The 14,468-nt window shown below is 41.2% G+C and carries 12 protein-coding genes and 1 tRNA gene; 8 read left to right on the top strand and 5 right to left on the bottom strand.

Annotated elements, in window-relative coordinates; all coding sequences use genetic code 11:
* Positions 1 to 61: 61 nt before the first annotated feature.
* The 4 genes from NC796_RS23410 to NC796_RS23395 all read right to left on the bottom strand — a co-directional run bounded on the left by NC796_RS23410 (position 62) and on the right by NC796_RS23395 (position 3,235).
* Entirely contained in the window at positions 62 to 1,132 is a 1,071-nt protein-coding gene (locus tag NC796_RS23410; protein WP_310688244.1) for a FecR domain-containing protein, read from the bottom strand.
* 300 nt (positions 1,133 to 1,432) lie between these two features.
* On the bottom strand, positions 1,433 to 2,023 hold the full coding sequence (locus tag NC796_RS23405) for a sigma-70 family RNA polymerase sigma factor (protein WP_310688243.1): 591 nt from the start codon (positions 2,021 to 2,023) through the stop codon (positions 1,433 to 1,435).
* Between the two features lie 146 nt (positions 2,024 to 2,169).
* Positions 2,170 to 2,823: a sigma-70 family RNA polymerase sigma factor gene (locus tag NC796_RS23400; protein ID WP_310688242.1), complete on the bottom strand. Its 654-nt coding sequence runs from the start codon at positions 2,821 to 2,823 to the stop codon at positions 2,170 to 2,172.
* 349 nt (positions 2,824 to 3,172) lie between these two features.
* Positions 3,173 to 3,235: transfer RNA gene (locus tag NC796_RS23395), tRNA-Ser, on the bottom strand.
* A 222-nt stretch (positions 3,236 to 3,457) separates the two neighbouring features.
* Here NC796_RS23395 and NC796_RS23390 point away from each other — a divergent pair.
* The 8 genes from NC796_RS23390 (at position 3,458) to NC796_RS23355 (ending at position 13,077) form a co-directional block, all read left to right on the top strand.
* Positions 3,458 to 4,738 (top strand): integrase arm-type DNA-binding domain-containing protein, encoded by a 1,281-nt coding sequence (locus tag NC796_RS23390; protein WP_310688241.1) that lies wholly within the window; start codon positions 3,458 to 3,460, stop codon positions 4,736 to 4,738.
* Positions 4,739 to 4,743: 5 nt separating this feature from the next.
* Entirely contained in the window at positions 4,744 to 5,511 is a 768-nt protein-coding gene (locus NC796_RS23385) for a hypothetical protein (protein WP_310688240.1), read from the top strand.
* Between the two features lie 88 nt (positions 5,512 to 5,599).
* Positions 5,600 to 5,794, top strand: a complete 195-nt coding sequence (locus NC796_RS23380) for an AlpA family phage regulatory protein (RefSeq protein ID WP_310681628.1) — start codon at positions 5,600 to 5,602, stop codon at positions 5,792 to 5,794.
* Position 5,795: 1 nt separating this feature from the next.
* On the top strand, positions 5,796 to 7,232 hold the full coding sequence (locus tag NC796_RS23375) for a phage/plasmid primase, P4 family (protein ID WP_310688239.1): 1,437 nt from the start codon (positions 5,796 to 5,798) through the stop codon (positions 7,230 to 7,232).
* A gap of 130 nt (positions 7,233 to 7,362) precedes the next feature.
* The gene (locus NC796_RS23370) at positions 7,363 to 8,346 is read left to right on the top strand and encodes a DUF6371 domain-containing protein (protein WP_310688238.1); all 984 of its coding nucleotides are present in this window, start codon (positions 7,363 to 7,365) and stop codon (positions 8,344 to 8,346) included.
* A 79-nt stretch (positions 8,347 to 8,425) separates the two neighbouring features.
* Complete coding sequence (locus NC796_RS23365; protein ID WP_310688237.1) at positions 8,426 to 11,596, top strand: type ISP restriction/modification enzyme; 3,171 nt, start codon at positions 8,426 to 8,428, stop codon at positions 11,594 to 11,596.
* Between the two features lie 114 nt (positions 11,597 to 11,710).
* Complete coding sequence (locus NC796_RS23360) at positions 11,711 to 12,064, top strand: hypothetical protein (RefSeq protein ID WP_310688236.1); 354 nt, start codon at positions 11,711 to 11,713, stop codon at positions 12,062 to 12,064.
* 8 nt (positions 12,065 to 12,072) lie between these two features.
* On the top strand, positions 12,073 to 13,077 hold the full coding sequence (locus NC796_RS23355; protein ID WP_310688235.1) for a type II TA system antitoxin MqsA family protein: 1,005 nt from the start codon (positions 12,073 to 12,075) through the stop codon (positions 13,075 to 13,077).
* Between the two features lie 327 nt (positions 13,078 to 13,404).
* On the opposite strand, the gene NC796_RS23350 is transcribed toward NC796_RS23355, so the two are convergent.
* Positions 13,405 to 14,097: a hypothetical protein gene (locus tag NC796_RS23350; protein ID WP_310688234.1), complete on the bottom strand. Its 693-nt coding sequence runs from the start codon at positions 14,095 to 14,097 to the stop codon at positions 13,405 to 13,407.
* Between the last annotated feature and the right edge of the window lie 371 nt (positions 14,098 to 14,468).

The raw sequence follows: 14,468 nt of genomic DNA, 5'->3' as shown, positions 1-14,468 counted from the left end.
ATCTATCCCCTTTATCATTTATGTTTTTTGATAATTTTCCGTACTTGTTTATTCGTGATTTTTATCCTCCTATATGCAGGTTTCCATCCCTATTATTAATATTTGCATCTAAAATCTTTTTCAGTGCCTCGGTCAGCACGTCCAGGTTGTCACTTTTTATTGATCCCGAGAGGATTTCGTTTGCGTACGCTTCATCTACCACCACCTCAATTCCAAATGTATCCTCAATGCGGGTAGCCACATCCTCCATCGGGGTGTTCTCAAAAATCAGCTTATCTTCCGTCCACGACGTGTAGACGCTCGTATTCACATCCTGGACAGCAATCTTGTTGTCAAAAGCCCTGAATTGTGCCCTCTCTCCGGGTTCCAGCATATATTCGGTTTTCTGGTCGGCCAGCTCATCTTTCACCTGCACTCGTATTTTCCCCTCTTCCAGTACGGTTTGGGTCTGCTCCCGGAATGTATTTACTGCGAAACGGGTCCCCAGCACATGAATTGAGCCGTTGGCAGTATGAACAGTGAAGGTACGCTGCTGGTCGCCTTCCAGGTGGGCAATGTCAAAGTAAGCTTCTCCCTGCAGCCATACTTCCGTATTCAGCCCTTTCTCAATTTTAGAAGAAAATTTGAGGTTAGAGTTGGCATTCAGTACGATGCTGGAGCCGTCGCTTAATCTAAAAGTGAGTTTTTCCCCAAAATCCGTATTGTACTCTTTAACCGGAGTTTTTTGGGCTACCTCTTCCTGCTCCATGGCTTCGGCCGACAGTAATGGATAGGCCTGGTAAGCAAATATGCTTCCGATTGCTATAATCAAGATCACAATACCGGCCGCAACAGGTCCCATCATTTCCCTGTAAAACGGGGCATGATGCTGATCCGGGAACTGCAGCTCTACATGCTGGTTCCGGTCGATCAGTGTATTGAGCTTCTCAAGCTCCTGCTTTGGGTCCGGAGCTTCATATTCCCGATCAAAAGCCAACATTATTTCCCTTGCCTCTTCCACCAGCACCCTCCGCTCCGGATGTTCTTGCAGCCAGGCATCCCAGTACTCCTCCTCTTCGGGCGCACTTTCTCCTTTCAGCCAAAGCACAAAAGATTCTTTTGCCAACAAATCTTCCAACCTTTTGTTATTCATCTATGATCAATTATGATTAATAAATAAGTTCGCGTTTAAATCTGGTGTTCTAATAAAAACACCGAGACTCCCGATGTCCCGGGAAGTCGTTATTGAATCTGAAATAAAGGATCAGGAAAGCTGTCAACCCTCCTGACCACACCTTAGGAAAGGGATAATTACTACTCTTCAGGATTTGAGTAGATTTTCTGTTAGGGAAAAACTGTTTGCCCCATTCCATCCAAATTTTAAATTCCCGTTTACCCATCATCATCCATAAAGAAACTGCCCATCCCGATATGTCCCGGATTTTCCCAAACGCTACTCCGTTTGCTCATAAATTTCCCTGCGCAATCTTTTTATTGACTCATATATTAGATTTCGCACCCTTTTTTCAGTAATACCCATGATTCCGGCAATCTCGGTGTTACTCATTCCATTGTCCACACGTAGCAGCAAAGCCTCTTTTTGGCGGGGCGTTAACGCTTTAATGCAACTTTTGTAAAGCTCTTCTCTTTTTTTTCGTTCTTCCTCCAAAATTATCTCCTCTTCTATGGAAATAAGACCATCCATCCCTTGCTCCAGGTATTGCGCATTGCGTCGTTCCCTGGAATTTTCACGCTTGTTTAATCGCAGTAATATCCTCCGCAAAGAAACGTATAAGTAAGCTTGTACTGATTGAGGCGTATCAATGAGGTTCCGCTTCTCCCAAAGCCGGTAGAAAAGCTTCTGAATGCTGTCTTTCACCGTCTCCCGGACTGTCGAAAAATTCATACCGTATCGAAACAACGGCTGGTAATACCGCAGAAAAAGTACTGAAAATGCATCCCGGTTCCCTTTGCGAAATGCTATCCACAATTCCTGATCACCATAATCCTCCCACCGATCGGGAAAATTTGTATCTGTAAACATATATGTTAAACCCACCCGTATCCCTTTTCTTAAGTTTTCATATCCCTTTCAGGTGCTTTATCCACCCCTCTGTTTTATGAGAAACAGCCACGACGGGAATGTCCCGGAAAAAATTGAGAATATTTTTTTGAGGATCAGCCGAGGAGCTATTCGGTAGGACATTCATTCATGTGGACGGCCTCTCTCAATCGTTTTGTGGCCTCATAGATAAGATTACGCACCCTCTTTTCGGACAAATTCATTACGGTAGCGATCTCTTGGTTACTTAGTCCACTTTTGAGACGCAACATCAAAGCCTCTTTTTGGCGGGATGTCAGCAGATGCAGCGCTTCACAGAACCGGTTTTGCTGTTTTTCAATTGCTTCTTGACGAAAAATATTTTCTTCCGGGGAAGTAACTGGCAAATAACTTCTTTCGGTGAACTCAAAGGCTCTTTCTTTTCGTGCTTTTTCCTTTTCTATCTCACGCAGCAATATTCTGCGCAAAGAAACGAAGAGGTAGCTTTTGACCGATTTGTCTATCAGCTGCAGCGTTTTTCGTTTATTCCAAAGGCGGAAAAAGAGTTGCTGGATGCCATCATTAACAACTTCTTGTAAACCAACAATGCTCATACCATAGCGGTACAACTCGGGATAGAGACGCACGAATAACTTGGACAGGGCCTGCCGGCTGTCGTTTTTCATTGCAACCCAGAGTTCCTGGTTTGAATAAGAGTCCCAGTCCTTCGTTTTATTTGTCTGGATAAACATCACCCCTGCTTCCCTACAACAGTTACAAGCTTTTCCTTTTTCAATATACAACTATTACTTTTATGGCAATAACGTCTGCAAGAAAACAACGTTAAAAAAAGTAATATCTTACAAATAGAGATAAATATTAAAGGAGAGAAGAATCTCAATATCTATATCAATGGCGGGGACCTTGCAATGTCTTAACCCAACCAACTTTGGGTTAATTTGATCTGGACTACCAACTGCTGGAAGTTTACCGCACAGGATCCAACCTATTAGAAGCAGTAAAGCGAGGGGGGGGATAAAACTCTATGTGTTCTCCCTATGTTTTCCCCAGAATTAGAAAGGCCATTCATAAATAGGATTTTAGCAAATAAATAAGCCCATAACTTCTTGCGAGACATGGGCTTTAAAAAAGTACGCACGGGAGGATTCGAACCCCCAACCTCCTGATCCGTAATCAGTTTTAATACCCTTTCGTATATGTCCGAACCTTTCCGAATTTTTCGATAAATCATTGAATAGCAGTGAATTAGAACTTAGTTTAACTCTGTGCAGTTACGGGCGTTTACGGTCCAAACCAAGTATTCTGTTACCCAAATGTTACCCAAAATTATTGGATAATTTTTTATAATTGAAATTTTTGAAACCCCTAAGCTATCTGATTTATAGTCAGGCTGTTTAGGGTAAAACATTTATTGATATGCCCAAAAAGAAACTAAGTCACCGGTTAGTCAAAGGATTAGACCCACCTGAAAAACAGATTGAATATTACGATGAAAGGGAAACCGGATTAATTCTACGATTATCAAAAGCCGGGACTAAAACTTTTGCATATCGATATCGTTTTAAGGGAAAAAATAGAAGGTTTACAATTGGCAAATTTCCAGCTATTAGCCTATCCGATGCGAGAGCAAAAGTGAGGGAGTTAAAGGTAGAGATAAATAATGGCATAGATCCACAAGCTCAAAAAAAGAAACGGAAATACAAGCCTAAAGAATTAACCTTTAAAGAGCTCGCCGATATTTTTTCAAAGCAACACTTGCCTACCCTAGCAGAAAGTACACAAAAAGAATATCAACGTATTATCAAAGCAGAATTATTGGATAAACATAATTGGGGAAATATAGCAGTCTCTGAATTTACCGACCAGCATGTACGGAAGGTACTGAATCAAAAAGGTTATGAGGAAGGTAAATTTACTATGGCTAATCGGATCAGGTCGACTATTTCCAAGATTTTCGAGTTTGGATTAAAGAAGGTAGGAATTAAACTTAATGTCAATCCAGTAGCAAATACATCTTTATTTGAACAAGGAGAGAATGTAAGAGATAGAGTATACAACGAAAATGAAATTAAAGAGTTGTGGGAGTTTTGGGAGACTAAACCAGAGCCAATTCAATCATACTACAAAATGTTGTTACTTTCAGGGCAACGAAAAACCGAAACCATGCGAATGAAATGGTCGGATATAGAAAGAGAAAAGCCCTGTAAGCGAATTGAAATAAAAGAGGATGGGAGGCCCCAACCAAAGGCCTTTTTAGCGGATATTTGGACCATACGATATAATAAAAGCGATAGGATCCATGAAGTACCATTATCAGAAATGGCACTGGAGCTTTTAGATAAGCTAAAACCAATTACTGGTGAAAGTGAATACATCTTTGAATCCCCTATCAATGATGGACAACCGTTAACAAGTGTGAAAAAAACAACAGAAAAAATTCAGGATTTAACCTCTGTTTCAGACTTTCGCCTTCATGATCTCAGGCGTACGGTCGCAACGAAGTTGGAGGAAAGCTTAGTGGAACAAATTGTTATTGAAAAAATTCTTAATCACAAGGCTGAAGGGGTTACCGGAAAGCACTATCAATGGTATAACTATACTGATAAAAAGCTGAAAGCTCTGAATCGCTGGAGTTGGAGAGTTAAGAGTATTATTTCTGGAGAAAAGGCTGAAATTGAGAATCACAAAACTGGTTAAGAGTTATGGAAATTGGAGACGCAGAAAGAATATACAACGAGAGTTATGATAGATTTACCGACTATTTTATGAATCATAAATCTAAAATTACAGCACTAGCAGAACTAGAAAAAAATAGGGAAGCTTTTCAAAGACGTATTAATAACTTAAATGAAAGCATTAATAAAAAGATTAGAAGTCTAGATCACAATTTGAATAATTTCTGTAAAAGAAAAAAGTCGTACAAGGTTAAAGAAAAAATAGTCGAAAAACTTAGACGGAATTTCAAAAATCGTTATCACCTACACAGCCCTGAAGAAATGTTGGAAGAATATAAAATACAACTAAAGCAGTTGTACAAGATAGAAGGTGAACAGGATGAAATTAGATCAAGTCACGGAATAAATTTTATTCTCTGGGACGGTGAAAAAATTAAAAAAATTGAGTGTCAGCTTAATGCACTTAAATCAATTATCAATAATATAATGGATGAGTGTTATTCTCCAGATTTGGATTCTTATAAGTACTTGGATGGATTTGATATTGGGATTACTACCAGTGGAGATTATCGCCCTCATCACAATACAAGAAAACACCTTATTAAGGATTTGAAAAAAATCATCAACGACATAAAAGATAAACCAAGGTTCTTTCATGAAGACGGTACCATTAAACATACTACTGTAGCTAAGTATGCTGTTAATCAAAACTGGTTTGCTGAAAAGCATGGTCATGGTAAAAGAGGGTTACATAAACATATCAAGAGGATTTACAGTGATATGAATTGTACATGAAAAGTAATAGCTTTTCTTAAACCCTTCCGAATATTTCTAACAAATTCCGGTCAGTAACAAACAGGAACGAATAAATCTACTGACCGTCATGGAAAAATTAATACGACCACAAGCACTTGCCGAATACTTAGGAATTGGACTGTCAACACTATATGATAGAATGAAGGAGCCTGACTTCCCCCGCAAAGTCCAGATCTCCAAAAACGCTGTTGGGTTCCGTGAATCAGAAGTTATGGAGTGGATGGATGCCAATACAGAAGTAAAGGGACAGGACGGGGAATAAAATGGATTTTATAACATCAGAGAAATTAAAAAACGGTGTGCTAAAACACGCCAATCCGCCATCCCCTACTCCTCATGAAGAGGTATTAAAGAAACTACTTCAAATGGTAGAAGAGGTCAATTTTTACCGAGAGGCAGGGGTTGACAAACTTAATAATAAGCACTTCATAGTAATTACAATTGAAAAAATATTGGAACTTGCTGATGACAATAATTGGGGGCTGTGTAAGAAGCATGACTTTATCTACCTATACAATGGAACCTACTGGAGTAAGCTTGCGGAAGAACAGTTGGAAAACTTTCTAGGCCAGGCAGCCAGAAAAATGGGGGTCAATAAATTTGATGCCCATTATTACCAGTTCCGGGAGAAGCTGCTTAAGCAATTTATGAGTATTGCCCACCTGCCAACTCCTGAAAAGCCTGATGAGCTTGTCCTTATTAATCTTAAAAATGGGACTGTCGAGATTAATCCGGCGAGCAAGGAGCCTGTTAAGGTCCGTCCTCCTACGCAAACTGATTTTCTTACCTATCAATTGCCATTTGGATATGACAAGGATGCCTCTGCACCTATGTTTAGTCAATATCTGGATGAAGTATTACCTGAAAAGGATATTCAGAGATTGCTTGCTGAGTATATAGGGTACGTTTTTGTTAGCTCATCTGCCCTTAAACTTGAAAAAGCCCTAATACTCTACGGTACGGGGGCGAATGGGAAGAGCGTGTTTTTTGAGATCGTTAATGCCCTTCTTGGCAGCGAAAACGTCTCAACGTACACGCTTCAGTCATTGACAGACAAGTCAGGGTATTACCGAGCTAAGTTGGCAAACCGCCTATTAAACTATGCCAGTGAAATAAATGGCAATATGGAGACGGCATTATTTAAGCAATTAGTCTCTGGCGAACCTGTTGAAGCTCGCCTGCCCTACGGTGATCCTTTTACCCTTACCGATTATGCAAAGCTTATATTTAACTGTAATGAGTTACCATCCGATGTAGAACATTCGAATGCCTTTTTCAGGCGATTTATGATTGTCCCTTTTGATAAAACGATCCCAGAGTCCGAGCAGGATAAAGAGTTAGCTGCAAAGATTATTAGAAATGAGCTTTCAGGAGTGTTTAATTGGGTCTTGGAAGGACTTCAAAGGCTGCTAAGGCAGAGAGGATTCACATCTTGTGAAGCAGTAGAGAAACAGAATGAAATATACCGCCTTGAATCGGATTCAGTGTTGAAATTTCTAAATGAGAGTGAATACGAAAAATCCATTGAATTATATGTGAGACTCTCCAAAATATTTAGTGAGTATAAAGGATTTTGTGGTGAAGATGGGTACTACCCAGTAGGCAAAAGTAAATTTAAAAAACGTCTTATAAATAGTGGGATTAAAGTTACGCGAAAGGCGGTAGGCAATGTAGTATATCTGCAGAAGCCCCAGCCTTAAAACTTTTCTTTAAAAGCTACATATGCTACATCAGCTACATTCCACATGCATTTAAACGCTACAAGAGCCTTGTGGATGTAGGTGATGTAGCATATGTAGCTGCAGGAAAACTTTTTTTATTAGTCCAGAGATGAAATCATATCGCTACAGACTTGATGACAGCAGCAGGAAGTTCGAGTGTCCGCAATGCCGAAAGAAGCGGTTTGTTAGATATAAAGACTACCAAGCAGGTACTTATCTCCCTGAAGAATTTGGCCGTTGTGACCGGGAAAGTAGTTGTGGGTATTTCAAAGATCCCTATAACCATGGATATGCTAACCGCGAGACTTCATTTAGCAGGTCTGATCACAATTTTCAGGAAATACCAAAGCCCACCGACTATATATCCCAAAAATATTTCAGGGCTAGCCTGAAAGGGTATAAGCGAAATAAATTTGTACAGTTTTTACGCTCGTTGTTTGATATTGATACAGTACGAAACCTAATTGACACGTATAATATTGGGACATCCAGGCATTGGGAAGGAGCAACCGTTTTTTGGCAAATTGATATTCAAGGCAATATCCGTACTGGCAAGGTGATGCTTTACAAGAGCAATGGTCATCGGGTTAAAGTCCCCTATCCTCATATACATTGGGTACACAGTCTAGTTTACGATTCCTACCACCTTGAACAGTGCCTGTTTGGCGAACATCTGCTGACAGGCGATAAAACTGTTCCCATTGCCATCGTAGAAAGTGAGAAAACGGCTATTATCAGTAGTGCTTATTTTCCTGAATTCATATGGCTGGCAGCGGGGGCAAAATCCAACCTTAAATCGCAACGCTGCAAGTCCTTGATGGGCAGAAGTGTGACCTTATTTCCAGATCTGGGAGCATTCGAGGATTGGCAAGAAAAGGCTGAGGGTTTATCATACTTTTGTGACATCACGGTTTCGGATCTCTTGGAAAAGAATGCTACCCGCCGCGATAAAGAACAGGGTTATGACCTGGCTGATTATCTTGTGCAGTATGGAGTTAGAGAGTTTATAAATGGTGGAGAACCTGCACCCACAAAATTCGATGTAGAGCTAAATGACAAGGGGTATCCAGCCTCATGGGATACCGAGACCTGATCTGGCGTATAATATTTGCAGCATAGGCTTTAGCTCGTTATAGTTCAGCAAAGTTTTATAACGAACCAAGGTTATTCAGATGATTGAGTCATTTGTCGGGGACATCGCAAAGAAAATGCATCAGGGAGATGCGCGGGAAGAAACCTATTATGGGGTATTTGAACGGTTTTTAGAGCAATTTTCACACCAGTTGGATGCCAGGGATGCCACTGTTACCGCTCTACCCAAACGGACAGAGGCCGGGAATCCGGATTTCCGTGTGTGGGATGGCAGCCACAAGGTAATTGGATATATTGAGGCTAAAAAGCCGGGAGAAAATCTGGATAAGATTCAGCGCTCCGAGCAACTCAAGCGCTATCGATCCACATTCCCCAATGTGATTCTTACTGACTTCTTCGAATATCGCCTCTATAAAGATGGGGATCTCGTCGATAAAGTGAGCATTGGACGGCCATTTGTTGCAGAGAAGCTGGGAGAACAGCCACCTGTTGAGAATGAAGAGGCTTTCACCAAGCTTGTAGAAACATTTTTGTCCCATTCTGCTCCCAAGACCTACCATGCATCTTCCCTTGCCAAAGAATTGGCCAAACGAACACGATTTTTAGAGCACGTAATTGAACGGGAGCTGCTGGACGAGGGCAATCAAAAGCTGGAAGGCTTCTTCCAGGCATTTCAAAAGTATTTGATTGCGGGGCTCAACAAACAGCAATTTGCCGACCTGTATTCACAAACGGTGACCTACGGCCTGTTTGCCGCCCGTACCCGGGCCGATGAGACCTTCACCCGTGAAAATGCGATCCGGTTTATTCCATCCACGATTGGTATCCTCAAAGACGTTTTCCAATTCATTTCATACAGCGATTTGCCCCAGAATATCAGCTGGATCGTTGATGATCTGTCAGAGATTTTGAACGTGGCTGATATCCAGAAGATCCTGAACCGTTTCTATGAGGAAGGACGAGGAAATGACCCGATTATTCACTTCTATGAAACCTTCCTGGCAAAATACAACCCCAAGGTGCGGGAACAGCGCGGCGTGTACTATACGCCGGAACCGGTCGTTGACTATATCGTCCGTTCGGTCCACCAAACCCTGAAAGACGATTTTGACAAGCCGTTGGGCTTGGCCGACAAATCCGTTACAGTACTGGATCCGGCTGCCGGGACATTGACATTCATCGCCGAAGCGTTACGGGTGGCTGTGGAAGAGTATAAAGAGCACTACGGGTCAGGGGATATTTCGGGTCTGATTAAGGAGCACCTGCTGGAACACTTCTACGCTTTTGAGCTGATGATGGCTCCTTACGCAATTGGTCACCTGAAGATGGGCTTTGTGTTGGATGAGTTCGGATATGAAATGAGTGATGATGAACGGTTTAAGCTCTACCTAACCAATACCCTGGAGATGGAGGATCTGGAACAAACCGAGCTTCCGGGCATGCACAGCCTTAGTGAAGAAAGTGAGGCTGCTGGCAAGGTGAAAAAAGATGAAGAAGTGCTGGTTATCCTTGGCAATCCGCCCTATTCCGGCAATTCCTTCAATGACAATGATTGGATTGATAACCTGCTCAAAGAGGGATATACGCATGAAAATGGTCACAAAGATGACGGGTATTACAAAGTAGATGGTAAGCCCCTGGGAGAGCGTAACCCGAAGATGTTGCAAGATGACTATGTGAAGTTCATTCGCTTTGCCCAATGGAAGATCGATCAGCTGGGCCACGGGGTGGTCAGTATGATTACCAACCACGGCTACCTTGACAATCCCACATTCCGGGGCATGCGGGAGTCCTTAATTAAAAGTTTTGATGAAATTGCCGTTCTCGACCTGCACGGCAATTACCGAAAGAAAGAGACCGCTCCCGACGGATCCAAGGATGAAAATGTGTTTGATATCCAGCAGGGCGTGGCCATTCACAGTATGATCAAAAGAGCTGATAAACCTAAAAACGTATTAAGGGGTGATCTGTACGGCAAGCGCAGTGAGAAATATGATTGGCTGGAAAAGCACGGTCTCAGGAATACTGAATGGACGGAAATTACCCCGCAATCGGAATTTTATTTCTTTACAGAATTGGATTATGATCTTAGGGAGCGATACAGGCAATTTATACAAGTAACAGATTTATTTGATGAATATGCTTCGGGCCTTACAACTCACCGGGATAATTTTGTATTAGACTTTGATCTAGCGAAGCTTAAAACACGTATCAAAACTTTTGCTAGATCAAATGAAAGTGATGAATGGTTGAAGCAAAGATATCGACTTACAGAGACTAAAGCTTGGAAAGTATCGGAGGCAAGGAATGATTTAGATGAAGTCGATCTGGAACAGTTCTTCCAGTTACTTTTATATCGCCCCTTTGATAAACGACATATATTTTACCACGAGGCTGTAGTTGACAGAGGACGTGAAGAAATAATGAGACACATGCTTGCCGGTGATAATTTGGGTCTACTTACTCCACGTCAATTCAAGGAAGAACCGTGTGCTTTTATTACTGAGGATCTAACAGCCCATAAATCTGTAAGTGCTTACGACAGAAACTATCTTTTCCCTTTATATCTATATCCAGAAACTGATACAAATGGTGAGCAGAAAGATGGTAATACAATGGCGTTGGTATTTGAGGATGATGTTAAATACACCGAGCGCAGACCAAATCTTAATAAGGAGTTTTATAAACTCTTGGAACATAACTATGGCGAACGTCCTGCACCTGAGCAGGTACTTTATTATAACTATGGTGTTTTGTATGCATCTGCCTACCGCCAAACGTACGCTGAATTTTTAAAAAGTGATTTCCCACGTATCCCTTTTACCACAGACTATGAATTATTCAGGGATTTAGCCTCATTAGGAGAGCAATTAGGGAGCCTGCATTTGATGAAATCCGATAAACTCAACACACCTATTGCCAAATTTGAAGGAGAAGGTTCAAAAGTTGTCGCCAAAGAGAAAAGGATAGGTCGCAATTACCAACCCGAAGAAGCGCGCGTTTATATCAATAAAGATGGGCAATACTTTGAGGGCATCTCCGAGGAAGTTTGGAATTACCAGGTCGGTGGCTACCAAGTACTGGATAAGTATCTCTATGATCGCAGGGAGCGCAAGCTCACCAACGATGAAATTCAACACTACTGCAAGGTGGCCACAGCCATTTATCACACCATCGAGCTGCAGAAGGAGATCGATGAGGTCTATGCCGGGGTGGAGGAAGATATTATCGAATGGGATCCATCAGGATAGTCATCGAGCACGTTATTAAAAACCTTAGTACAATTATAACATTGTATAGTAGGTAAATATATTAAAAATATAACATTATAAAGTTGTATTACGTTGAAATTTGTTATATAATTAATGAATCAAAGAAAAGCCGTTCAACAATTCTTAAAACGATTCAAACAAAAGGCAAAAACCTGGCGAATTGTTTTCTTGGATGATAGATCAAAAAACACGCAGGCACTGTTAGACCTGGAAATAACACCCAGGGGACGAAGGGATATCCTGCTAAACCTGGGGGTTGAAGACTACAGCGAAGGCCCAAAACCAGACGAATTTGATCTGGGGTCTGATTTATGGGTTTTCGGAAAAACCGTGAAAAACGAAGAAGTCTATATTAAGATAACATTAGGCAAAGAGAGTAAACCGGTGATATGTATTTCGTTTCACATTGCTGAATACGAAATGAACTATCCTTTAAAAAAATCATGAGCAATCCTATGGAAAGCCCAATTACTGGTGGACCCGCGCGGCTGGAGACAGAGCAACGCGATCTGGAATTCCGCAAGGAGACATTTACAATCAAGTACCATTACTACATCTGTGAGGATACTGGAACGGGTTTTACAACTGATGAACTTGATGAGATTAATATTACCCAGGTGCACAACCTGTACCGAAAGACCCACTCTATCCCTTTCCCAGAGGAGATGCGAAGTATTCGGGAGAAATATGGGTTAAGTGCGCGTAAAATGTCCCTTATACTGGAGTTTGGTGAGAACCAGTACAACCAGTATGAAAATGGCGCTATGCCGAGCCTGTCCAATGCACGGTTGATTCAGGCGGCCAAGGATCCGGAGGATTTCCTTGAATTTTTGAAGGCAAGTAATGTATTAGAAGGAAAGGCACTTGATAAAAAAATTCGTCAGATTGAAAAGATTATTTACGAAGAAACGACTACCCCCAATTTAAATTTGATAGAATATTTATTAGGGGATAGCAGGCCGAATGAATACAATGGATTTCGGGAGCCGAATCTTGAAAGGGTGATGAATATGATATTGTTCTTTGCTGAGCAGATGAGCCCGTGGGAGACCGGCATGAATAAGCTGATGTTTTATTCGGACTTCACCTTTTTCAAGCGAACCTGTTTTTCAATATCTGGAACGGAATATCGAGCTATACAGTACGGACCCGTTTTAAAAAAGTACGGTGCCATATTTGAGGAGGCTGAGGAAAATGATTTTATCAAAATTAAATATGATGAAACGCGCTATGAGGATAGTATATGCAGGCAGTTTTTTCCGGGCGACAAATCTTTCAATGCTGATTTATTTACCGATGATGAACTAAAGACCCTTGATGATGTCGTTAGTCGTTTTGAAGGAAAGAAAACATCTGAAATATCAGATATTAGTCATGGTGAAGATGCGTGGTTAGAAAATAATGAAGAAAAAAAGCTGATAAACTATTTACACGCTTTTGATTTAAAGGCTTTTGGATAAATTTTAGCAAAAATGTTCCAACAATTGAAAAATAAGCAATGTCTTACCATTCACCCTTTGGAGATAGAGCCTTAGAATCGAAATTTGAAAATGGGCCTTTATAACCACCTCAGAATCGTTATAAGGCCGTTTTACAACAAATTACCAAGCTGGTTCTACAGATTAGTGATTTTTTTAAATCAAACAACCATTTTTGTGATAACCAAGAGAAAAGAATTGCGCTATTTATCTGTTCTTAAAAGAAAAGCCCAATCTTTTTGTTTCCTTCCAAGAAAGAATATAAGATTGGGCTTAGTCATTTCTCTTCCTGATAATTTTCGTAAGTAATCACAACGAATTAAACTCCAATTGAGGAAAAGCAGCTGATTGAGAAGACTCCCCTATCATTTGGTGGTCATTATCATCAATTGGAAGTTTTAGGTTGTTGTTTGAGGTTTCAGTTTGATTGAAACTCGCGTAACCTAAAAGTGCAATTACTAAACCTGCCCCGGCCCCGATACCTGCCCCTTTCGTGTCATCGGTAACAGCATGACCAGCGAAGGCACCCAAAATACCTAGAAGTGTAATTATAATTGCCCGACTTTGAGGGGTATCCTCTTCAACGACACTTGTTAGTGTCGAAGAAAGAGCTGCCATACCTACTGGTTTAATATAATCTTCTCCCTCCGGTAGCAGAGAATAAGTATTATTGGTCACTTGCGGGATTGGATCCTCAGGGGTTTCTTCACTGCTATCATCAGTTTCTTGAAGTTCAGACTCATCGGATGATACAGGTTGGGGATTCTCTCGATTTTTTTCTATCTGATGTTCCCCATCCACCAAGAATTTTGGGACATAGTACCCTTTTACCCGTCCTGAGTTAGATCGTAATACCCACTCTTCTACCGGGTATCCTCCGCAGTTATAACCGTATTTGACAGCTTCGGATAAGGTAGGGGGAGCCACATCTAAAATTTCAGCCAGCTGCTTGCCATTGAGAGTGGTGCCATTGTAATTCAAATGCTCGTTGGGAAAGTCCATAAGTAGGTCCTTTTGTTTTTATAAATCAGCTAGTGGCACATGAATCTACCTTTTAAAATGTGCTTTTCTAGCTCATTTTGAATTGTGGATCTTTGTGTTTCCCAACAGCATAAGTCTGCTCCACAACTGAGATAAACATACCAAATATTACCTAATTGAGAAAATAGGCCCAAAATCCCCCTAATTAGGGCCGGATTAGCCTAATTAGGGGTAATACCCCCCTTAGGGGGAAGATAAATTAATAGCCGTGTTCAAGTGACTAATGCAACACAGCGGTGTTTTAGGGTTTGTTGGATGGGATTAAGGTAATCAAATTTTCGAACCGGTCGAAAGTTCAGGTACTCTTCGACAGTGTTGATGCGCTCGGCGGA

Origin of the sequence: Aliifodinibius sp. S!AR15-10 (genome assembly GCF_031569985.1) — a bacterium.
Taxonomy (GTDB): Bacteria; Bacteroidota; Rhodothermia; order Balneolales; family Balneolaceae; genus JAMQKA01.
The sequence above is the reverse complement of the archived record's forward strand: the minus strand, read 5'-3'. Positions and strand labels throughout refer to the sequence as shown.